At 54.8% G+C, this 21,061-nt stretch carries 15 protein-coding genes and 2 pseudogenes; 10 read left to right on the top strand and 7 right to left on the bottom strand.

The features are described 5' to 3' along the window. Positions 1–53: 53 nt before the first annotated feature. Positions 54–686, bottom strand: coding sequence for a tyrosine-type recombinase/integrase (locus QTO30_RS21470; RefSeq protein WP_340426226.1), 633 nt, complete (start codon positions 684–686; stop codon positions 54–56). 413 nt (positions 687–1,099) lie between these two features. Between QTO30_RS21470 and QTO30_RS21465 the strand changes: the two genes are divergently transcribed. Beyond that, positions 1,100–1,873, top strand: coding sequence for an SDR family NAD(P)-dependent oxidoreductase (locus tag QTO30_RS21465; RefSeq protein ID WP_340426225.1), 774 nt, complete (start codon positions 1,100–1,102; stop codon positions 1,871–1,873). Here the strand turns inward: QTO30_RS21465 and QTO30_RS21460 are convergent. Both QTO30_RS21460 and QTO30_RS21455 read right to left on the bottom strand, forming a co-directional pair. After that, on the bottom strand, positions 1,846–3,123 hold the full coding sequence (locus tag QTO30_RS21460; RefSeq protein WP_340426224.1) for an SDR family oxidoreductase: 1,278 nt from the start codon (positions 3,121–3,123) through the stop codon (positions 1,846–1,848). The genes QTO30_RS21465 and QTO30_RS21460 overlap by 28 nt on opposite strands. Further along, the gene (locus QTO30_RS21455; RefSeq protein WP_340426223.1) at positions 3,060–4,631 is read right to left on the bottom strand and encodes an AMP-binding protein; all 1,572 of its coding nucleotides are present in this window, start codon (positions 4,629–4,631) and stop codon (positions 3,060–3,062) included. Before QTO30_RS21455 ends, QTO30_RS21460 begins: the two co-directional genes overlap by 64 nt. A 552-nt stretch (positions 4,632–5,183) precedes the next feature. On the opposite strand from QTO30_RS21455, the gene QTO30_RS21450 reads away from it, so the two are divergent. From QTO30_RS21450 to QTO30_RS21425, 6 genes and pseudogenes are all read left to right on the top strand, one after another. Further along, on the top strand, positions 5,184–5,384 hold the full coding sequence (locus QTO30_RS21450) for a hypothetical protein (protein ID WP_340426222.1): 201 nt from the start codon (positions 5,184–5,186) through the stop codon (positions 5,382–5,384). A 172-nt stretch (positions 5,385–5,556) separates the two neighbouring features. Next, positions 5,557–5,814, top strand: coding sequence for a DUF2958 domain-containing protein (locus QTO30_RS21445; protein ID WP_445327205.1), 258 nt, complete (start codon positions 5,557–5,559; stop codon positions 5,812–5,814). A 371-nt stretch (positions 5,815–6,185) separates the two neighbouring features. Further along, positions 6,186–6,767, top strand: coding sequence for a helix-turn-helix domain-containing protein (locus QTO30_RS21440; protein WP_340426220.1), 582 nt, complete (start codon positions 6,186–6,188; stop codon positions 6,765–6,767). Continuing rightward, on the top strand, positions 6,754–8,985 hold the full coding sequence (locus tag QTO30_RS21435) for a relaxase/mobilization nuclease domain-containing protein (RefSeq protein WP_340426219.1): 2,232 nt from the start codon (positions 6,754–6,756) through the stop codon (positions 8,983–8,985). Before QTO30_RS21440 ends, QTO30_RS21435 begins: the two co-directional genes overlap by 14 nt. A gap of 65 nt (positions 8,986–9,050) precedes the next feature. Continuing rightward, positions 9,051–10,978 (top strand): annotated as a pseudogene (locus QTO30_RS21430) (type IV secretory system conjugative DNA transfer family protein). Positions 10,979–11,156: 178 nt separating this feature from the next. Continuing rightward, positions 11,157–12,538 (top strand): annotated as a pseudogene (locus QTO30_RS21425) (transposase). Positions 12,539–12,765: 227 nt separating this feature from the next. Here the strand turns inward: QTO30_RS21425 and QTO30_RS21420 are convergent. Next, a complete protein-coding gene (locus tag QTO30_RS21420) occupies positions 12,766–13,449 on the bottom strand; it encodes a glutathione S-transferase family protein (protein WP_340426218.1) in 684 nt (227 codons plus the stop codon). 385 nt (positions 13,450–13,834) lie between these two features. On the opposite strand from QTO30_RS21420, the gene QTO30_RS21415 reads away from it, so the two are divergent. Beyond that, the gene (locus tag QTO30_RS21415; RefSeq protein ID WP_340426217.1) at positions 13,835–15,217 is read left to right on the top strand and encodes an IS1182 family transposase; all 1,383 of its coding nucleotides are present in this window, start codon (positions 13,835–13,837) and stop codon (positions 15,215–15,217) included. A gap of 184 nt (positions 15,218–15,401) precedes the next feature. Here the strand turns inward: QTO30_RS21415 and QTO30_RS21410 are convergent, their stop codons facing one another. After that, a complete protein-coding gene (locus tag QTO30_RS21410; RefSeq protein WP_340426215.1) occupies positions 15,402–15,872 on the bottom strand; it encodes an Lrp/AsnC family transcriptional regulator in 471 nt (156 codons plus the stop codon). Positions 15,873–15,981: 109 nt separating this feature from the next. Between QTO30_RS21410 and QTO30_RS21405 the strand changes: the two genes are divergently transcribed. Both QTO30_RS21405 and QTO30_RS21400 read left to right on the top strand, forming a co-directional pair. Continuing rightward, on the top strand, positions 15,982–17,169 hold the full coding sequence (locus QTO30_RS21405) for a diaminopropionate ammonia-lyase (protein WP_340426214.1): 1,188 nt from the start codon (positions 15,982–15,984) through the stop codon (positions 17,167–17,169). Positions 17,170–17,419: 250 nt separating this feature from the next. Beyond that, positions 17,420–18,052 (top strand): tyrosine-type recombinase/integrase, encoded by a 633-nt coding sequence (locus QTO30_RS21400; protein ID WP_340426213.1) that lies wholly within the window; start codon positions 17,420–17,422, stop codon positions 18,050–18,052. Between the two features lie 430 nt (positions 18,053–18,482). On the opposite strand, the gene QTO30_RS21395 is transcribed toward QTO30_RS21400, so the two are convergent. Together QTO30_RS21395 and QTO30_RS21390 are read right to left on the bottom strand one after the other, a co-directional pair. Next, positions 18,483–18,917 (bottom strand): universal stress protein, encoded by a 435-nt coding sequence (locus tag QTO30_RS21395; protein WP_340426212.1) that lies wholly within the window; start codon positions 18,915–18,917, stop codon positions 18,483–18,485. Continuing rightward, the coding region (locus tag QTO30_RS21390; RefSeq protein ID WP_340426211.1) for a TRAP transporter permease at positions 18,914–21,061 on the bottom strand (2,148 nt) is incomplete at its 5' end. The genes QTO30_RS21395 and QTO30_RS21390, both read right to left, overlap by 4 nt.

Below are 21,061 nucleotides of genomic sequence, written 5' to 3'. Positions count from 1 at the left end.
AGGTGGATATTCGCTTTGAAATGGCGAACGGCAAAACCGCTCGCCAAGGTAGTTCAGATATCGATACGCTCCGAGATACCCAGGGCGTCTTCAAGTTCAACGCCAAGGTATCGCACTGTACTATCGACCTTCGTGTGACCAAGCAGCAGTTGGACCGCGCGGAGGTTGCCAGTTTTTCGATAGATCTCCGCTGCCTTTGTCCGGCGAAGCGAATGAGTGCCATATCCACTTGGCTCCAGCCCAATCGCCGTCACCCAATCGCGTACAAGCCGTCCATACTGCCGGGTTGAGATGTGCGAGCGGTCATGGAACCGGCTTGGGAACATGAATGAGCATGCAAACATCTCAGCAGATTTGACCCAGGCACTTACAGTTTCACGCGTGTTCTCCGTCAATTCAAATTGAACTGGTCGCTTTGTCTTGCTCTGGATAACGGATACGCGTTCCCGAACGCGGTCATGCTTTACCAAGTCAGACACAGACAATTTGACAAGATCACAGCCGCGAAGTTTGCTGTCGATGGCGACGTTGAACAAAGTGAGGTCACGCAGATAGCCCGCCAGTTCAAGCCGTGTCCGGATCGCCCAGACCTGTTTCGGCAGCAAAGGTCGCTTCTGACCAATGATCCGTCCCTTGTTCCAGGCTCTACGTTTCTGTGTGACCGCAGGAAGTTGAACTCTTGGCATAGTTTGCTCTCCGATCCGCCCTCCATGCCCAAACATCAGCACCGCGCTGACAGTGGGAACCATAGCATCTGTTTGTATGGCTGCTTTCGGTACTGCGTCGCGGCGGATGGACTTTCGCTCATGCCGAATGTTCCGCGCTGCGTGCGCGCGCAGCATGTTTTGAAGACTTCTGCTATGGGCTCATTTTCCCATTTCGCCGCGAGAACCACGAGTGGCCGGTTCAGGAAACAGCGCCGTTCGTCCTGCCGCCCATGAACGGGTAAGATGCGGACAAAACCGACCTTTGACCCGTTAAATCGAATGGCTCCTTTCAGTTCTTTGTTCTGAAACGGCCCAAGTTGGATTTTCGATGCAGACCGCCTGCGTTTCGCTTAGGTGGGTTCCATAGACAACTTGAAAAAAGGTAGCCCAGCATGACAAACGGCAACAAGACGGCAATCGTTACTGGCGGACTTTCGGGCATGGGGCTGGCGATTGCACGTCGACTGGCGCAAGACGCGACGACTGTTGTTGTAGGTGCGCGTAGTGCTGCGGATACTGCGCATGTACGCGACATCCTTGGAATTGATCACACCAACATTCACGCGGCCGCTTTGGATGTGCGATCAACCGAAAGCGTTGACGCGTTTGTGTCCGAGGTTACGGCGACCCACGGTGGCGTTGATATTTTAATCAATGCGGCAGGTGTTTACGAAGAGGCGGCGGTCATCGAACATCCAGACAGTGTCTGGGACGATCATATCGATACCAATCTTAGCGGATCGTTTCGCACCATCCGCGCGGTGATGCCCCACATGAAACGCGCAGGTTGGGGCCGGATCGTCAACATTGCGTCTGTCGCAGCACACAACGGAATGGCGAATAACGCGGCATATTGCACATCTAAGGCTGGGCTTTTGGGGCTGGGCCGGTGTGTCAGCCTTGAGGGTGCCGCACACGGGATTACCTGCGTCTCAATCAGCCCGACATGGGTAGAAACCGAAATGCTGCGACGGTTCATTGATGCGGATATGGCATCGACGGGGCAAAGCCTTGACGCGGTGCGCGCCGAGTATGCCAAATCAAATCCGCAAAACCAGCTTGTTCAACCAACCGAGGTTGCAGAACTGGCTGCGTTCCTGGTCAGTGATGCGGCCCGCGCTTTAACGATGGAGGACTATCAGGTCAACGCAGGCGCGCTTTGGTAGGCCGATTGCCGCCGCGACAGTAGCGCGTCACTATCACTGATGGCGCAGTACGGACGGTTCGATATGCGCGTCCAAGCCGTGCGTGCGGCCGTGTTGATAAATGATGCATCGGCCTGCAAGGTTTCGGGGAAATTCTCGATAACGTTTGCGATGCCGGGTTCAAGATCGACTTTGGCGAGCCAATCGTTCACCGGCAACGAATTAGGATCATTGGAAGTGATGGGCGTATCAGCCATCAGGTTATAAATCGGGCCATCTGTTGCTGTTATCGGGCCAAGCAGAAACGCAGCGGCAGCGGTGACGTCGGTCATCGGAAACGTCAACGATTGCGGCATCTGACCGGCCTTCAAAGAGGCCTCCAGGATTATTTCATAAATGTCGCGCGGGTTTGGGGCGTTCAGATCATAAAGTGATGGCAGCCGCACAATCGCGGCGGGAGTATCTGAGGCACGGATCGCTGTTTCTGCCGCGATTTTCGCAGCGCCGTAGCCTGTGATGTCGTCCCATAGCTTCGCGGGTGTCTCAGGCCACGGGCCTCCGCGATCCGGGAAAACCGAACTGGACGAGGTGAACCGCAGGTCCGCATTCGCATCGCGACAAAATTGCAGAACCGTGTTCATGCCACGCGCCGACCAGTCCAGCATTTCCTTGCGCCCAATGGCGAGGTTTACCATCGCTGCGCAATGAATGACCTGTCTGACAGAGGCTGCCAATGCCTTGACCGGGGACGCATCAAGGCCGAAGTCAGGCGCATCCAAGGTGCCGGGCACCATCACGTAACGCTTCTGGGCGATTCCATGCGTCGCTGCGACATCGTCCAGCCGATCACGCGCGCCACGATTTTTATCGCGAACAAGACAGTAGATCACCTCACCCTCGGGCAGATCACGGGCCGCTTGGGCCAAAACATGACCACCCAGAAACCCTGTCGCGCCAGTCAACAAAATGCCGGGGCGGTTAAAGGTATCGGTCGGCGCAGGAGCGTCGGCCTCTTGGGTCATTAACTGGTCAAGGCGGTGCAATGGCACGTTCATTGCCAGTTCAAAGTCGATGGGGCGTTTGTAAACCTTTTCCAACTCAAGCATCAGGGTGACGCAAATCAAACTATCGCCGCCTTGATCATGAAAGCTGAGCGCAGGATCAATCTGTGACGGTGCACACCCCATCGCGGCGGCGGCGGCGGCAATCACGGCATCTTCGGCAGCACTTTCAACGTCGGTGTCATCCGTGACAACAGGCAGGGCGCGCATGTTTGCCTTGCCGGAAACAGGATGCAAGGGCAGTGCATCCATTTGCACCAAAAACGACGGCACACAATAGGTTTAAGCAACACGTCGCGCATTTGCGCGGCGAAGTCGGGCGGCATACGGTTTGTGCCCGCTGTCAGCCCCCATTTATCCGCATTCGCCTGTGCCTGACTGGCATCGGCGGCGTAGTAAAAGATCAGGCTTTGGCCACGAGCCCCGACATCCGCCACCCAAGGTGCAGCACTGGAGAAGGCCAGTTTGTCGCGCAACGTTTCGGTCAGTTCGCGCGTTTGGATCGAAAACCCACGGAGTTTGAGCATATGGGCAATGCGCCCTTCGATGTGCAGCGCACCTGTATCATCGACCCAAGCCTGATCACCGGTATCATAAAGCCGTGTTTCTCGCCCTTCGATGGTCAGTTCCCGAAACCGCAGGCGGGTTTCTTCGGGGCGGTTGATGTAGCCGCGCCCCAACATACGCGGCCCTTCAAAATGCAATTGGCCTGACGTGCCAACGGGGCAAGGTGTATCCGTTTCGTCTAGAATAATCGCCCGCAAATGCTCCATCGGGACACCAACGGACACAGGCGCGTCACCCGCAAGTTCGGTCAAATGCGACATACAGACATCGTGCGTTTCGCAGATGCTATAGAGGTTCCACAAATCCGTGTTCGGCAATTTTTCAAGCGACGTAGTGATCAGATCGTCGCCCACGACTTCTCCGTTCAAAATAACGCGGCTCAAAGGCAAGCGGGCGGCCTTCGCCTCGTCAAGCACTGTGAGGAACGTGTTGTAGAAGGACGGTGTGAAAAGCATCTCATCGACATTGTGTTCGATCAGAAAGTCCGCCAGTTCGCTAGGGCTGAACAAGGTGCTTGCATCGGGGAACCACAATTCGGCCCCTTTGCGCAGCGGGCGAAACATTTCCCAGATGGCAAAAACATAGATGCCCACGCGCATGCCATGGTGGTAGGACGTAAATTCATCGCGCCATTCGTAGGACAGAAAAGCCGCGTCTTGGGCCACAGGAATGCATTTGGGCCGCCCCGTCGTGCCAGAGGTCGCCACCAAATAGATCGGGTCATCAGGGGATACAGCGGCCGCGAGAAGCGGTTCGGTCAATGTCACATCTCCTTGCAAAAGGCCCCTCGCATCGACAGTTTTGCAATCGCGCGGCAAGTGGCCAGCGGCGACGTCCTGGCAAGCAACCACCAGACTGACCTGCAATTCGGAAATGATATTGTGCAGAACCATTTGCGGCATAGCAGGGTCCAGATGCACAAAAGGCCGCCCCGCAATCACACAAGCCACGGCACTTGCGGCCATTGCCACACCGGGCGATCCGAAAATGCCCACGATTTGGGGTGTCTTTAAATGCCGTCCAATATCTTCGACAAACGCTCCGAGCCTGCAGTAGGTTATGGTACGGCTTTGATCCGACAGCGCAGGCGCATCACTAAATTCGTCAATAGCACGAACAAGTTTATCGGCGACGGTTTGAAGTGGGATCATGGCATCTGTCCTTTTTTAAAGACCTAACAAGGTTGATCCAAATTGACACCGTATTGTTATCAGTTCGCTGGAAAAGATATATGAATGTGCCACGCGTCGACGCGTGGCGCGATCGTTTTAACAAAGCGGCCATCGACACAAACCGCAGCATCGGTGGCTCTGGGCTCAGACCTGACCTAAGCTGCGCCCTGCACTAAGGGCTGCTTGCAGCCTTTGTACTCAAAGAGAACCAATTCGGTTTTCGAAGTCTCACTGGGTGCGATGTCAGATTTGCGGTTGTGAGTGAGTCATACACGCGACTTTGGAAAGCGTCTTTCCGTCGTTGATCGCTGACGGCATCTGATCCTCTAAATTGGCCACGTCGGATCCCATTCGTTTTCTTCCTGATGCAATCTCCGTGACCTGCCCCGTCTGACGGTCGCAAGCTCCCTTCAAGCAGAACTTTCCGCTGAGCGGCTCACGCGCCCATTCCGCGCGGAGCAAAGTTCCGCATGACATCCGGTCCGACCGGTCCCGGTTTCCCGTTTGCATCGAAAACGAAAGGAAACCGACATGACCAAATATTACACAGTCACCACCCCAGACACCGGCAAAGACGGCAAGACGCGCTTTCACAAAGTTGGCGTTGCCTTCCCTCAAAACGAGGGTGCCAAATCCTTCATGACGATCCAGCTCTTCGCCAATCCGATCAACGGTGAATTGGTTCTCTTCGAGCCTAAGGCCGACACCGACGACGCGCCAGTCGTCGAGTGACGCCCAACTTCTGAGGAGGGCGATCAGCCCTCCCGCATCTTCCCAACCAATTAACGAAGGACAATCCAATGGACCTCTTGCCCAAAGACATCCTCGACCAACTTGCCGCCAATGGCCAAATCAATCAGTCCCGTATCGAAGCCTAGGCGAAGACACGATCGACCACCCTCCGGTGGTCAAGCTCTTCACACCTGACGGAGGCGCAACCTGGCTGCTATCCGAGATCGAACCAGATGATCCAGACATCGCCTTTGGGCTCTGTGATCTTGGCCTCGGATTTCCCGAGCTTGGTTCTGTTCGGATCAGTGTTCTACTCGCCCATCGTGGTCGCCTTGGACTGCCGATCGAACGCGACCTGGACTTCAGAGCCGATGCTTCAATCAGCACCTATGCGGACCGTGCCCAAGTTGCCGGTGGGATCATCGCCTGAAGGTAAATGATCGCCTTCAAAACATCAGCGCCTCCAAGGCGCTGATATCGGTTTGTGGTGCGGCCATACAGATTTCACTTTAAGAGATAGCCACTTTCGGTGCTATGGACGCTGAAAAGTTGGCATGACTAAAGAGCGCGCCAACACAGGCGAGTTCTGGTCGGTGCAAACACCTCAACATCTGAGTGATGGCAAAGTTCTTTTTGCGCCCCCTTAGGGCGCGGCCTCGCACCAGCGGTGCTCGGCGTGAAACGGAATACAAGGCCACATTCACCAAATCACCATAAGTATATTATTGACAGATATGTATATTATCGTATGGTGAGGTTGGCCTTGTATGAAGGCGGCAGGAAATAGGGGTCTTTCTTCGCATGTCTCGCTCGAAACGTCTCACCGATGCGCAACGCATGGAGATTGTGCGTGAAGCTGCGAACGGCATGTCCACGTCGGTGCTTGCGGCGCGGTTCGGTGTGACGCCGCGCGCGGTGCAATACACGGTGAAGAGTGACGCAGAGCGCCAGCGCGATACGGCGGTGCCGGTGTTAGCCGTAAGTGTGAAAGTGACGCCTGAAGAGATGGCGGAGTTTGACGCGGTGCTGGCATCAGCAGGGATCGAGACGCGCTCAGAAGGGCTTCGCCGATTGATGCAAGCGGCGGGTGGGACCTTTGTGGCGGACGCCCAACTGGCGGCAGAGATGACCCGCTACAGGGCCTCCCTGAATGAAGTCGGAAACGGTGTTGCGCAAATTGCCAAACAGATGCGACGCGCCAATCAGGCGGGGCAGGGATCTGGTCCCGAGTTCTCAGAATTGCGCCTCGCACAGATACGCGGGTTGGCGCGGTTCATCCTCGACAGTGCAGACGAGATTGACTTGCTGGTGCGTCGCCGCAGGGAGGCTATGCAGTTGACCGCGACCACCGCCCTGAGGGAGTTTGCCCATGCGGCTGAATGATGCGGTAGATGCGGTCACGGGAGAGGTGTTTCGCGATGGGTGGAGCCGGATCCGTGGCTCGATGCAGGGCCTGCATGTCTCCAAGCAAAAACAGATGGTGCGCGCTGCTGCGGGGCATCGGGCTGCTGTGTTCAAGGCGATCCGGGGCGGTGGGACAAACAACAAATCCGAGCTTGCGAACCAGCTCGGATATCTCACCACCAAGTCGACGCATATCGTCGACAGTAGTGGGTTCCTGGATGGCAAATCCAAGCTTGATCACGGTGAGATCAAAGACCTCACTGAGCGCTTTGCGAAGCGGTGGAGCGCGGGGTTCAAACCTAAGCTTGGGCAAACCACACATTTGCTGATGTCCTTCCCGATCGGCACGCGGGGGGAGGATGTGCGCGACATTGCGACCGATGTGGCGGAGCGGTTCTTCCAGAATGATAAGGGGCATTTCGACTACATCATCGCGGTGCATGAAGACCGGGATCACCCGCATGCGCATCTTGTGTTGAACCGGCGCTCGCAAGAGGGCGAGTTCTTCTATTTGGCGCGGAGCCACCGGTTCAACTATGACGACTTCCGCCTGGCCATGGTCGAAGAGGCGGAGACCTATGGCGTGCGTCTGGAAGCCACGAGACGGATAGATCGCGGCGAGGTGCATTACCCGCCCAAAACCCGTGAGGTCTATGCGGCCAAGGAAGAGGGCAGGGTGCCCCAGGAGCGGGAACGTGTTGGCAAAGATCTGACCCGCACGCTGGCGGAGATCGCCAATACCAAAATCGTGTTCCACTCACTGGCAGCCGAGGCGTCCTCCGAGAACCGTGAAGACATTGCCGAGGTGCTATTCCGTGCGGGCGAGGTTCTCGCGCAGGGCAGACAGGTCGAAACATTAGGAGGTGTTTACATGGCCGAGGATGAGTCATTCGAGGATCTGCGCAGCAGGTATGCGGAAAAGGTCGCAAACATCACAGACCTGATCGCGGCAAAGCCGGATGCGGAGCGGCCCGCATTGGAGAAGACCCTCAACACAATACAGGCACGCGTGCAGCATATGCAGCCTCTGGGGCTGCGCTCGAATTCCCTCTCGGAGGTTCCTTCAGAAGGTGGGGTTTATTCCGAAGCCAATATTCAGGAAAGCCAGTTGGAACGTCTTTCCGAGCCACGGGTGCGCGCCCGCGTTGATGCGGCGCTGCGCGGCACGGGGATCAACACGTCCGAAGTTGTGGCGCGGATGGAGACGGGTGCGCAGAACGCGGCGCTGGAGTATCAATGGATTGCGGATGATCTATCCAAGGTGGCCGAGGCCAAAGACCTCAATCTTGAGCGGCGTGTAGATTTGGAGCAGGCGCGGGACATTCTCAACAATGTGCATGTGCAACTGGGGACCATGCTGGAGCGCGAAGGTATTCTGCGTCGCGACGGGGTTATTGAAGAAGCCCGCGAGGTGCAGGCGGATGTCACAGACAGTCTGATCGAGGTCGCTGCAAATGACGTTCGCGTCGAAACGCGAATTGAAGACCGAGACGAAGCCGTAATCGAAACCCGCGCTGTCGAGCGTTTGGAAAACGAACAGCGAAACTACCTGCGCGACCACCCAGAGCTAATCGCCCGCCCGACAGATGTCATCCGCATGGATCAAGAGGGCAGGGCCGTGATCGTTGATCGGGCCGCAGCAGACCGGATCATCACCGAGGTTGAAGCGGCTAAGCTGGGTGCGCACAGCAGAACACCGATATCAACTGCTGTCACGCGCGATCTACAGATGCGATATCCTGACATGCCCGAGCAGCTGGCGGAAGGTCTCGGCGACACCTACGAACGGGTCTATGAGGCGCGCGGCGTAGAACGTGAGATCCTTCTTACAGAGCGCGAGGCGGTTCAGAATGAGACGCCTGAACTCTCTCGTGTTCTGGTCCATGAACGGGCAGGGGAGTTGTCGTCGCCCTTTGAGACTGAAATCGACCGTGAAGCATTCCGCATGGAGGTGGCGCGGGTTTTGGACGCGGCGCAGCTGGATCGCCTGAAGGACGGCGACAGCGACGCCTTGGAAAGCGTCATCGAAGACCGTCTCGACCGCCTCTATGCAGCAAAAGTCTATCTGCAATCGGATGCGGCGACGGCAAACTCGGACGCCTTGCGCCAGGTTGTCGACGAGTTGGCAGACGTTGAAGTCGAGAGACACCGCGCGGCGGACGTGGACGGCGAGACTGAACGAGGCCAGATCCATTGAGTGTGTCCACGGGCAAGGCATGGATTGCCATCGGGGTAGTTCTGGTCACTTTGGTGGCAGGCGCCATGGGCTACACCATCGCCTCGGCAGTCCTCACATTCAAAGCGCTCGGGTTCAGCGCGGATATTGATTTTGGCTATATTGCGCAGAACTACCTCTGGATAAGAGATAGACGGCCTGATGATTTCCAGCTGATCAACTTGATCATTGGAGGCTGTGCAGTTGCAGGGCTGATGATGAGTCTGGCTATGTCCGGCTCTGCTCTCACGCGCTTTGGTCAGACCCATTGGCAAAAGCGCGGCGAGATGAAAGCCAACGGCTTCTTTGGCAAGCCTGGCACCGGGTTTATTCTGGGCAAACTGGGCGGCCCGAAATCCCGCGCGCGTTACATCACCTCGAAGGTGTTTCCCCACGCATTGATCGTGGCCCCAACGGGGCGGGGAAAACCACCGGTTTTGTGATCCCGAACCTGCTTACATGGCAAGGGTCTGCCGTCACGCTGGATGTCAAAGGCGAGTGTTTTGAAGCTACGGCGCGTCATCGCGCCGCCCAGGGCGATAAAGTCTACCGCTTTGGGCCCACGGACTGGGAAGGCAAGCGGACCCATCGGTATAATCCGCTCTTGCGTATCTATGAGCTGGAGGATCCTGCGCGCCAGCAGATGGAATTGCAGTTGCTCGCAACCTTGTTTTTGCAAAGCGACAATGATCGCGTTCAGGGTCTCCTGAAGGGCGGTATTGATCTCTTCGTTGCCGCAGGTTTGCTGGCCTTCCAGCGCAAGAAACCGAGCTTGGGCGAAATCTACCGGATCGCGGCTTCGGGTGGCAACAAGCAGAAAGAATATGCTGCACGCAGTCATGAGATCGACAACAAGGCCGCAAAGCTGATCTTTACGCGGCTGGCGTCCACCAACAATGACACGCTGACGTCCTATGTATCGCTATTGATGACGTCTGGTTTGGATCAATGGCAGAACCCCGCGATTGAGGAAGCGACGCAGGTCTCGGATTTTGATTTCCGCACGATCCGCAAAAAGCCGTTCACGGTCTATCTCGTTGTCCAGCCTCTGATGGTAAAGCCTTTGGCACCGCTAATAAGATTATTTTTCTCCGACCTGCTTTCGGCTATGCAAGAGAAGGAACCCGGCAAAGATGAACCTTGGCCGGTGATGATCATGCTTGATGAGTTCAACCGCCTTGGCAAAATGCCCATTGTGGCCGAGAGCATTAAAACCCTGCGCACCTATCGCGGTCACCTCGCTGTCGTCACGCAAACCATTCCCGCCCTTGATGAAATCTACGGGGAAAATACCCGTCGTGCGTTGCAAGGCAACGCGGGCGTAAAACTCTACCTCACCCCCTCGGACGAAAAGACCATTGAGGAGTTGAGCAAGGCCGTGGGCAAAACAACAAAGACTGTTATTACGCGGTCGCGGTCGATTGGGAAAAATCCGTTTGAGGGGCGCAGTCAGTCCACGCGGACAGAAGAGACGTCGTTGTTGCCTGAAGACGAGGCGCGCCGCTTGCCGCTTGATGAAGTCATTATGGTCGTTGATGCGCAGATGCCGGTGCGGGCCAAGCGGATCCAGTATTTTGATGATCGGTTGTTTGCGGCGATACATAGCGCGCAAAAAGGGGAGTTGCCATTTCTAGTGGTTGGTGGCGGCGGGGAAGGGGGCTCAAGTTCTGGTGATAGCGCCTCGAAAGGAGACAAGTCTCGACCTAGAACAGGAGCCGCTAACGCGCCGCGTGACAAAGCGATAACTGAAAAAGAGGAGCGTGTGGCAACCTTGCGCCCGAAACCTTCGGCGAAGGCTGCACCTGTTGTCCAAGCGGTGGTTGCAGAAGAACGAAGGCAGATGGAGATGGACCTTGAGGTGCAATCAGCGATGCTCGTTAAAGAACCGAATGATGTTGAAACGGAACAGTATGCTGGCGCTGTTGACGAGCTCGGCGATTTTGAAACCAGTCTTGAAAGAGGGCAGAGACACTAGGTTGTGAGAATGTAGGGCAGGGTCGCAGAAAGAGGGGCGAAATCTGGATGGTCGTTGAAGCGGTCGTTCATTTTGACTGCGGCGAAGGTGTCGGGAGAGCCCATTCTGTTGAAAAACTCATGCTTGATTGAGGGAGGAACTGCTGATTCAATTCCTGTATTGGTCAGGAGAATTGGCGATGATGGGACCGAAGCAGGAAGCGCAGGCGGCGCTGTTTTATGAGTTCTCGCTAGAAGATCATGTCCCCAAAGATCATCTGCTACGGTCGATTGATCGATTTGTTGATCTGAGCACCATCCGGGCACGCCTGGCCGATTTCTATAGCCATACTGGTCGCCCATCGATTGACCCAGAGCTGCTGATCCGGATGCTTTTGGTGGGGTATTGCCTCGGCATTCGGTCCGAGCGGCGGCTCTGCGAAGAAGTCCATCTGAACCTAGCATATAGATGGTTTTGCCGCCTCGATCTGAATGATCGTGTTCCAGATCATTCTACGTTTTCCAAGAATAGGCACGGCCGGTTCCGCGAGGTGATCTTTTGCGCCAGGTGTTCGAGATGACCGTTGCGCGCTGCATGGAAGAGGGGCTGGTCGGCGGTCAGGGTTTTGCAGTGGATGCCAGCTTGATCAGCGCTGATGTTCAAAAGCAAAATTCCAGCAACCCCGATGACTGGGCAGCGCGTGATACTGATGCCAAAGACGCGCCACGCGCGGTGCGTGAGTATCTTAACGTTCTGGATGATTAGGCTTTTGGCGCAGCCAGTGAGGTCACACCCAAGTTTACCGCCCAGGCAGACCCGGCCAGCCAGTGGACTGCAGCACGCAAAGGTCCAGCATTCTTTGCCTATTCTGATAATTATCTCATCGACACGGACCACGCGATCATCACGGATGTGGATGCTTCAAGGTCGATCCGGCAGGCAGAGGTGGGTGCCATGCGCAAGATGATTGATCGCACAGAAGAGCGCTTTGGCATCAAACCCGATTGGGTGGCGGCAGACACAGCATATGGGTCAGCTGAAAATCTTGTGTGGCTGACACTGGAGCGGCAGATCCTCCCCTTCATCCCTGTCTTTGACAACTCAAAACGCAAGGATGGGACATGGTCTCGGGCTGACTTTACATGGGACGAAGACAACGACCGATATATCTGCCCAGAAGGCAAAGAACTCCGTCATACCCGGCGCAATTATTCTGATCCCGCCCGGAATACGCAGGGCATGAAAGCCCGAAACTACGGCGCGCTCAAATCAGATTGTCAGGTCTGTCCGTCAAAGGGCAAATGTTGCCCCAACACCGACACCCGCCGCATCCGTCGCGAGAAATACGAAGTCGTCCGAGACTTCGCCCGCGAATGTACAGCATCAGAGTTCAATCCGAAGGCTCAGGCGCGACGCAAGAAGGTTGAGATGCTATTCGCCCATCTCAAACGTATCCTTGGATTAGGCAGGCTCCGACTACGAAGACCATGCGGTGTTCAAGACGAATTTACCCTCGCTGCCACCGCCCAAAACCTCCGCAAACTGGCAAAACTCAAGCCAAGGGTCCCCGCCACTGACTAAAAACAGGACCAGGCACAGGTCGTTCAATAAAATCAGCGCAGTAGCTCAACGCGCAACGCCAAAACAACGACTTTTTCAACGAAATCAGCCCAAATCAACCGATGCTGCATTATGTATGGATGGCCGCTATGGTGAACGCGAGCCGACCTCCGAACGGCTACGTAGAGCAGTCCCTTCGCGGCCATGTTCGACATGCCGCGACTTGCATTTTTATCTACCTGTCGCTTCTAGTACTCTGGGTTCTTTGTCCATGGTCGATAGACCTGCTGTATGCTTGGCCTTTGCAATACGTTATCGGCGATGCGTTTGGCATTCGGAAATTCGATCATTGTGGGATGCCCCTTTGCAGTACGCAGCCAGGTAGTCAGCATGAATAGGTAGATATCGGCTGCACTGAACCGATCTCCAAGAATCCATTCCTTGTCGCCAATTTGTGTGTCGATGACCGCCCAAGTCTCCCTCAGCCTCCGGTTGCCGCGCTGCTGCGCACTTGGCTCATCCTCGGGTGCATCAACAAATCGGTCCGGGTAATAGGTAAGCTGAAAGGCGTTTTGCACCGAGTTGGAAAAGTAGATCAACGTTTGCAGAAATACCGCGCGCGATGGATCGTCTATGGCGGGTGCCAACTGTGCCTCGGGATGACGATCACCCAGAAATACCGTTATGGCTGCGGCTTCGTACATCGCACCATTTTCCCAAAGCAGAACTGGAACCCAGCCATTGGGATTAACTGCAAGCTGCTCCGTTGGTCGCGGCGTATCCTTGTCCACTGAAGTTTGAATAAGCTCGTAGGGCGCACCAATTTCTTCCAACAAAACTCGGATGCCCATTGAGGCGCTTTTCAAAGAGTAGAATAGTTTATACATGCCAAAAGTTCCTGAAACATCTAGCCTTAGTGTTTGGTCTTTCACACTGAAACCGCAAGGAAAACCGACTTCGTCAACAATTTGACTAGGACGGGTAAAGATTCAACGCTGGCCCTCGAAATCTGTTTAACTGGGTGCCAGTTCCTTGCAAAGAATCTGTATTCGAGACAAATAGCTCTGTGCAAGCTGTTCAAGATAAGACTTACAACCGCAATACTTAGAAGCTGCCGTAGGCCGGAGTAGGTGAATGACAGAAAAGTCCGCGTTCTGCCCGTTGGAACGAGGCACAGCGAAGGGCGGTGTTTCCTGCACCTGCCGTTCGCGGATCGCGCGGCGAAAGCTACAGCAGAGCCGATTGTGTTGAAAAACTCTTGCTTGATCGAAGGGGTAATCGCTGATTCAATTCCTTTATTGATTGGGAGATCTGGCGATGATGGGACCGAAGCAGGAGGCGCAGGCAGCACTGTTTTATGAGTTTTCGCTGGAAGATCACGTTCCCCAAAACCACCTGTTGCGGTCGATTGGTCGCTTCGTTGACTTGAGCAGCATCCGGTCACACCTTTCAGATTTCTACAGCCACACCGGGCGCCCATCCATTGATCCTGAATTGATGATCCGGATGTTGCTAGTGGGCTATTGCTCTGGCATCCGCTCTGAGCGCCAGTTGTGCGAAGAGGTTCATCTGAACCTTGCCTATCGCTGGTTCTGCCGCCTCGACCTGAGTGACCGCATCCCGGATCATTCGACCTTTTCCAAGAACCGCCACGGACGCTTTCGCGAGAGTGACCTTCTACGTCACGTATTTGAAATGACTGTCGCTCGCTGCATGGAAGAAGGGTTGGTAGGTGGCCAAGGATTTGCCGTCGATGCCAGTTTGATCAGTGCAGATGTCCAAAAACAAAACTCCAGCAACCCAGGTGATTGGGCAGCCCGCATAGGTGACGCCAAAGATGCACCGCGCGCAGTGCGGGAATACCTCGACACGCTGAACGACGAAGCCTTTGGTGCAGCCACTACGACCAAGCCCAAGTTTACGGCTCATGCCGATCCCGCCAGCCAATGGACTGCCGCACGCAAAGGCCCCGCTTTCTTTGCTTTTTCTACCAATTATCTGATCGATACAGATCACAGTATCATCGTTGATGTGGATGCCAGCCGCTCGAACAGAACCGCCGAGGTAGGCGCAATGCGCAAGATGCTCGACCGCACCGAAGAGCGCTTTGGCATAAAGCCTGACTGGATTGCAGCTGATACCGCGTATGGTGCCGCCGACAATCTGGTTTGGTTGACACTGAAGCGGCAAATCCTGCCGTTCATCCCAGTCTTTGACAAAGGTGAACGCAAGGACGGCACCTTCTCGCGGTCCGACTTCACTTGGGATGATGAGAACGACCGATACATCTGCCCTGGCGGCAAAGAGATGCGGCACACCTGGCGAACCTATTCCGATCCAAAACGGAATGCGCCAGTTTGGAAATCCAGAAACTATCGAGCATTGAAATCAGACTGCACAGGATGCGAGCTGAAGGCAAAGTGCTGCCCTAACGCTGAAAGGCGTTCGGTTCATCGAGAGAAATATGAAGTTGTCAGAGACTTTGCCCGAGTTTGCACAGCCTCGGAGTTCAATCCGAAGGCTCAGGCCCGACGCAAGAAGGTCGAAATGCTCTTCGCACATCTCAAACGTATCCTTGGATTGGGCAGGCTCCGATTACGTGGCCCATGTGGCGTCCAGGACGAATTTACCCTCGCCGCCACCGCCCAAAACCTCCGGAAATTGGCCAAACTTAAGCCAATGGTGACCGCAACCGGATAAAAGGTGGTCGACCTAGGGACGTTCAAAATAAATCAACGCGATAGCCGACTTCGACAGGCTGAAACCAAAGAGTTTTTCAACGGAATCGGCTCACAACAGACCTTAGCTGCACGGCAAATGGACGGAAACAAGGCGGACAAAGTCGCCGTTCGTTCAAACCAACTCAATGTCCGCTTTATTCTGATCAGATGTCGATTTCTAAGCTCACTTTGGTGCGGTCCATTGTGACAAAGGTTTTGAACTTCTTGATCGTCTCGTTTGAAAAGAAAAGTCGCTGCGTCAGGGCCTCATATTCAGACATATCTTGCACCAGAATGATCAACACAAAATCGGCTTCACCAGTGACGTAATAGCATTGCTGTACTTCAGGGGCATCGACGAAGCTTTGCTTGACCTGTTCGATTGCCCCTCCCGTCTCCACGTTCAGCTCGACTTGAACAACTACGGTTAAGGCGGGTCCAAAACGTGCGGGATCTACAGTGGCCGTTTGGGCGGCGATGACACCAGACGCCTCGAGCCGCTTGATCCTGCGTTGCACAGATGGCGCTGACAGATTGACCCGCTCCCCGATCACCCGTTGTGGCACGGTGTTGTCTTTTTGTAGAATGCGGAGGATCTCCAAATCGAACGGATCAAGAGATTCTGAACGTTTCAATTGAAATTCCTGCCTATCTTGCAAAAATGTTGCATTTTTTCCTGCATATTAGAGCACACAACCACTAGTTAGTGAACTAAAATTTCATCAGCTGATAGAAAGAGATCCAATGTTCACACCATTCAAAACCGCTATCCTAGATCACCACGCAAGCACGCCATTATTCGATGGCCCCGTGACACAAACCCTAAACCGCGCAGGTTTCGATAACGCGGAAAAGGAGATTTCGAACTGGGACGGTTATGCCGAGACGCCCTTGATTGATCTTCCTGGGCTAGCCGGAAGGCTCGGCATCGGTGATCTTCGCTACAAACACGAAGGTCCAAGGTTCGGACTTGGCAGCTTCAAGGCACTCGGTGGGGCTTACGCGGTTTTGCGAACGGTTCAGCGTGAGCTGTCCAAATCCATTGGCAAGCTGGCGGATCCGTTCGATGTACGCCGCGGTCTTTATGCCCAGCAGACGAAGGCGATAACCGTGATTTCCGCCACTGATGGTAACCATGGCCGCTCAGTTGCTTGGGGTGCCGCGCAATTTCACACAAACTGTCGGATCTACATTCATGCAGAAGTCAGTAAGCACCGCGCCGATGTCATGCGGAACCTAGGTGCCGAAGTGGTCCGAGTTGATGGCGATTATGACGCGACGGTTGCCCAAACACGTGCCGATGCGGAAAAGCACGGATGGTTGATTGTCTCGGACACGTCTTGGCCCGGCTATACGCAGCCCCCGTTGGACGTGATGGCGGGCTATGGAGTTATGGCGCGTGAGATTGTTCAAAGCTACGTCACACCTCCGACCCACGTTTTTCTGCAGGGCGGCGTTGGTGGGTTGGCGGCTGCAGTTTCGGCTGTCTTCCATCAAGAATGGGGGTTCGATGCGCCCCGTGTCGTGATTGTCGAGCCCGAACTCGCACCCTGTTTGTTCGCAAGCGCTAGGGCGAATGAAGCGACAAGCGTGGAGATTTCAAAGGAAACCATCATGGCGGGCCTGTCGTGTGGTGAACCATCAGAATTGGCTTGGTCAGTCCTTGCGGATGCTGCCCACGACTTTATCACTATCCCCGAAAATATTGTCGGTCCGATGGTTCGGATATTGGCTAATGGTGCCTGTGGTGACGAACCCTTTGAAGCCGGTGAAAGCGGTGTCGCTGGGCTTTGTGCTGTCGTTGCAGCAGCCAAACAACCTGCTCTACAGCGGAATTTATGCCTAGACGCCAATTCACGCATCATCGTCATTGGATCCGAAGGAATCACTGATCCGAATGTCTACGCCCAGATCATAGCCGGAGAAATCTGACGCCACTGAAACAGAAATTCATCACTCTAGCGACATCAGAAGGGCTGGATCGCGCTTTTGAGTATTTTCCGAATGCCGACATTCGCGCAAAATGCAGCATCGGTCAAAGTGGGCTCAAAGCAGTCGATTGCCCTTGCAGCACAGGCCCTGTCCGTTAGCTTCTGAAAACTGCCGTTAGCAAGGATGCTAAAAACACACCGCTAGCGCGGTGCTAGCGAATGGGCTTGGAGGGAGGAACGGAGGGCAGATTATGCCAAGAGTCCAACTTCCCGCAACAACCTCGAAACACAGAGCTTGGAACAAGGGGCGGATCATCGGTCAAAAACGACCTTTGCTGCCCAAACAGGTCTGGGCGATCTGGGCGCGGCTCGAACCGGCGGGTTACCTGCGCGATCTTGCTTTGTTCAACGTCGCAATAGATAGCAAGTTGCGCGGCTGTGATCTCGTCAAGTTGACCGTGTCTGACCTAGTGAAAGATGATCGCGTGCGAGAACGCGTTTCGGTGATCCAGAGCAAGACCAAGCGGCCTGTGCAGTTCGAATTGACGGAAAACAAACGCGAAACTGTCTTGGCTTGGGTCAAATCACCTGAGATGTTCGCGTGTCAGTTCATGTTCCCAAGCCGGTTCCATGACCGCCCCCATATCTCCACCCGTCAGTATGGTCGGCTTGTCCGCGATTGGGTGACTGCAATCGGCCTTGAACCAAGTGGTTATGGCACGCATTCACTTCGCCGTACAAAGGCCGCAGAGATTTACCGCAAGACAGGAAACCTCCGCGCGGTACAACTGCTGCTTGGTCACACGAAGGTCGACAGTACAGTGCGTTATCTTGGCGTCGAACTCGAAGATGCCTTGAGCATCGCTGAACGCATCGACATGTGAGCCATTTTGGCGAGCGGTGCTGCCGCTCGCCATTTCAAAGCGGGCGTCTGTCCCTCATGCCGCGTTGGTCGGTGCTGAGCCCAAACTGTGAGTCCGAATGTCACGCTGCGCGTGCTCGCAGCGTGAAAGTTGCTGCGTGAGCGCAATATCCAATCACTTCGCGCGGCGGCAAGACCGGCCAATAATACATACCGCAGCAAGGATCAGTCGTCGAATTCACAGCGTACTGCACAAATGGCAGCGAAAGAGAGGGCAACTATATTGACCTGGGCCGTGATCGGCCGCGCGTTTGCCACTGATTTTGAGGCCGCATTGGTTTTGCTGCGTGGCTGCCATGACCGGCGTTTAGCGGCGCGAGGCGCAGGCGCTTGGAGACAACGATCCGCACTCGCCGTTCTTCTCAATGTGGCTTCGTTTACCAACGGTCCCGTCAGTCTCGGACGACATAGACCGAACAATGTGAGTGCCGCACAATTCGGGCCGCGTTTGGACCCAGAAGGTAGTCACTGAGCTCGGGGCGGTGTGCTCCGATGACGATCAACGCGCATTTGGTTGTCTTCGCTAACTGCAAAACCTGTTCATATACCGATCCAGTTGCGACGACTGCACGGGTTTCGGGGTTTTGCTTGTTTTCAGTATGGCGAGCAACGACCTCACTCAGTAAGTCTTTTGCGTTTTCTTCCACTTTTGCGTGCTGGTTTTTGTCAAAGTAAGACCCCACCAAACTTAACCCGTAGTCCGGTAGCACCGTCATGACGTCAAGATGTGTTCCGCGAAGCGACGCCTGTTGAATGGCTACTTTCAGAACATGCGCATCCTGATCGTCGCTACTTATATCGATCGCACATAAGACACCGTTGCTCATGCCAGTTTCTCCTCTTTGGTGTTTTTGCTCCGCCGGAATTGCAAGAACATTAGGAATGCCAGTGCCAGGAATGCGGGAAAAAATACGATTTCCTTGGGCAGTTGATCGGAAGGCGTTTTGATTTCGGCGACAACAACCGATTCATCGCCATAGAAATCAAATCCCGACATCTGGTCAAAGAAAGGCGTGCCTGGGAAAGGCTCTTCCAACAGCACCTTGCCGTCTTCGTCCAGCGTCGCGAGACCAAAGCTTGACAGGCGTTCTTCGCCTGATCCCTCATTTGCGATGTCAAGCAACAGCGTGAGTTGTTTGATCTGTCCGTTGTCAAAATCAGGCCCCGAAACAACAACCCGCAACTCGTCACCCACGTTTGCCGTTCCGACAGATTGAGCCAGTTCGGTTCCTGAAAAGCTCTGATAGGGAGGTTGCACCCGATTGATCACAAAGTCGGGTCGGAACAACACGAAGGCAATTAACACTAATGCTACACTTTCATAGACTTTATTGCGCGTAATGAACCAGCCCATCGTGCCTGCTGTGAACACCAGAATGGCGATGGAGGCGACAATGAAGACGAATATGCCTTTCACGAGTCCAACATCAATCAGCAACAGATCCGTGTTGAAGATAAACACAAACGGAAGCGCCACTGTGCGCAAGCTATAGAAAAACGCGGTGAAGCCGGTTTTGATTGCATCTCCGCCTGAAACGGCCGCTGCGGCAAAACTTGCGAGACCGACCGGTGGCGTTACATCGGCCATAATGCCGAAGTAGAATACAAAGAGATGTACTGCGATTAGCGGCACAATCAGGTCAGCCTGCGCGCCCAGTTCCACTACGACAGCGGCCAAAAGTGAGGAGACCACGATGTAGTTCGCAGTCGTTGGCAGACCCATTCCCAAAAACAAAGAGAGAAAGCCGACTAGGATCAACATCAGGATAAGGTTTCCGCCTGACAGGAACTCGACCAGATCGGCCATAACTTGACCAACACCTGTCAGCGTTACAGTGCCGACAATCACGCCAGCCGTTGCTGTTGCGAGGCCAATGCCAATCATGTTGCGTGCACCGGCAACTAGGCCATCCCGCAGGTCAACAACACCTGACATAAACTGTTCGCTGAAGTTGGTTTCACCGCGGAAGAATGCTTTCAGTGGGCGCTGTGTTACAAGGGTCAGGAACAGCAACATCGTTGCCCAGAATGCAGACAATGCCGGGGACTTTTGCTCGATCATCAGGAAGTAGACCAGAACAATGATCGGCAGGAGATAGTAAAGGCCGGTCTTGTAAATCTCGCTGACAACCGGAAGCGTTACGTCTTTCGCGTTTGGATCGTCCAGCTCTAAGTCTGGAGATTTCGATGCGAACCAGACCAGCAGGAGGTATACGACCCCAACCATAGCGGCCAAGATCCAGCCCGCACCCTCTGGTACGAGCGAAGTAACAAGCGCGACCGGAAATTGCGTCGCATAACACAGCAATGCAAAGCCTGCGAAGAACGCAAACATACCGCCGATGGTCTTGCCCATTGAAACAACACGGTCACCGATTGTCGGCATGTTCCGTTTTACGGCCTCCAAATGCACGATGTAGATCAGTGCAACATAGGAAATGGCCGCTGGCAGGAAGGCGTGCGTAATCACCTGGACGTAAGGAATGCCAACATATTCCACCATCAGGAATGCGGCCGCGCCCATCACAGGCGGCATGATCTGACCATTGACTGACGAGGCCACCTCGACTGCGCCAGCTTGTTCATTCGTAAACCCCACGCGCCGCATTAGAGGGATCGTAAAGGTCCCCGTGGTTACAACATTCGCAATGGAAGACCCTGAGATCAGCCCCGTTGCAGCAGAACCAACAACAGCCGCCTTGGCAGGCCCCCCGCGCAGGTGGCCGAGAGCACCAAAGGCGAGTTTGATGAAATAATTCCCGGCCCCTGCTTTGTCCAATAGCGCTCCGAACAGGACAAAAAGGAATACGAATTTCGTCGACACACCTAGCGCGAGACCGAATACACCCTCAGATGTCGTCCACATGTGACTCATGGCTTTGGATAGGGACGCGCCTTTCCAGCGGATCACATCTGGCACCCAGTTGCCGTCTCCGAAGAAGACGTAACACAGGAAAATACTGGCAATGAT

It is taken from the genome of Yoonia sp. GPGPB17 (genome assembly GCF_037892195.1).
Lineage (GTDB): Bacteria > Pseudomonadota > Alphaproteobacteria > Rhodobacterales > Rhodobacteraceae > Yoonia.
This window is presented reverse-complemented; position numbering and strand designations above follow the sequence as displayed.

What these genes read in the sequence shown, in the direction of transcription:
- QTO30_RS21470 (WP_340426226.1), bottom strand. Translation starts at nt 686, where the DNA reads ATGCCAAGAGTTCAACTTCCTGCGGTCACACAGAAACGTAGAGCCTGG.
- QTO30_RS21465 (WP_340426225.1), top strand. Translation starts at nt 1,100, where the DNA reads ATGACAAACGGCAACAAGACGGCAATCGTTACTGGCGGACTTTCGGGC.
- QTO30_RS21460 (WP_340426224.1), bottom strand. Translation starts at nt 3,123, where the DNA reads ATGCGCGCCCTGCCTGTTGTCACGGATGACACCGACGTTGAAAGTGCT.
- QTO30_RS21455 (WP_340426223.1), bottom strand. Translation starts at nt 4,631, where the DNA reads ATGATCCCACTTCAAACCGTCGCCGATAAACTTGTTCGTGCTATTGAC.
- QTO30_RS21450 (WP_340426222.1), top strand. Translation starts at nt 5,184, where the DNA reads ATGACCAAATATTACACAGTCACCACCCCAGACACCGGCAAAGACGGC.
- QTO30_RS21440 (WP_340426220.1), top strand. Translation starts at nt 6,186, where the DNA reads ATGTCTCGCTCGAAACGTCTCACCGATGCGCAACGCATGGAGATTGTG.
- QTO30_RS21435 (WP_340426219.1), top strand. Translation starts at nt 6,754, where the DNA reads ATGCGGCTGAATGATGCGGTAGATGCGGTCACGGGAGAGGTGTTTCGC.
- QTO30_RS21415 (WP_340426217.1), top strand. Translation starts at nt 13,835, where the DNA reads ATGATGGGACCGAAGCAGGAGGCGCAGGCAGCACTGTTTTATGAGTTT.
- QTO30_RS21405 (WP_340426214.1), top strand. Translation starts at nt 15,982, where the DNA reads ATGTTCACACCATTCAAAACCGCTATCCTAGATCACCACGCAAGCACG.
- QTO30_RS21400 (WP_340426213.1), top strand. Translation starts at nt 17,420, where the DNA reads ATGCCAAGAGTCCAACTTCCCGCAACAACCTCGAAACACAGAGCTTGG.
- QTO30_RS21395 (WP_340426212.1), bottom strand. Translation starts at nt 18,917, where the DNA reads ATGAGCAACGGTGTCTTATGTGCGATCGATATAAGTAGCGACGATCAG.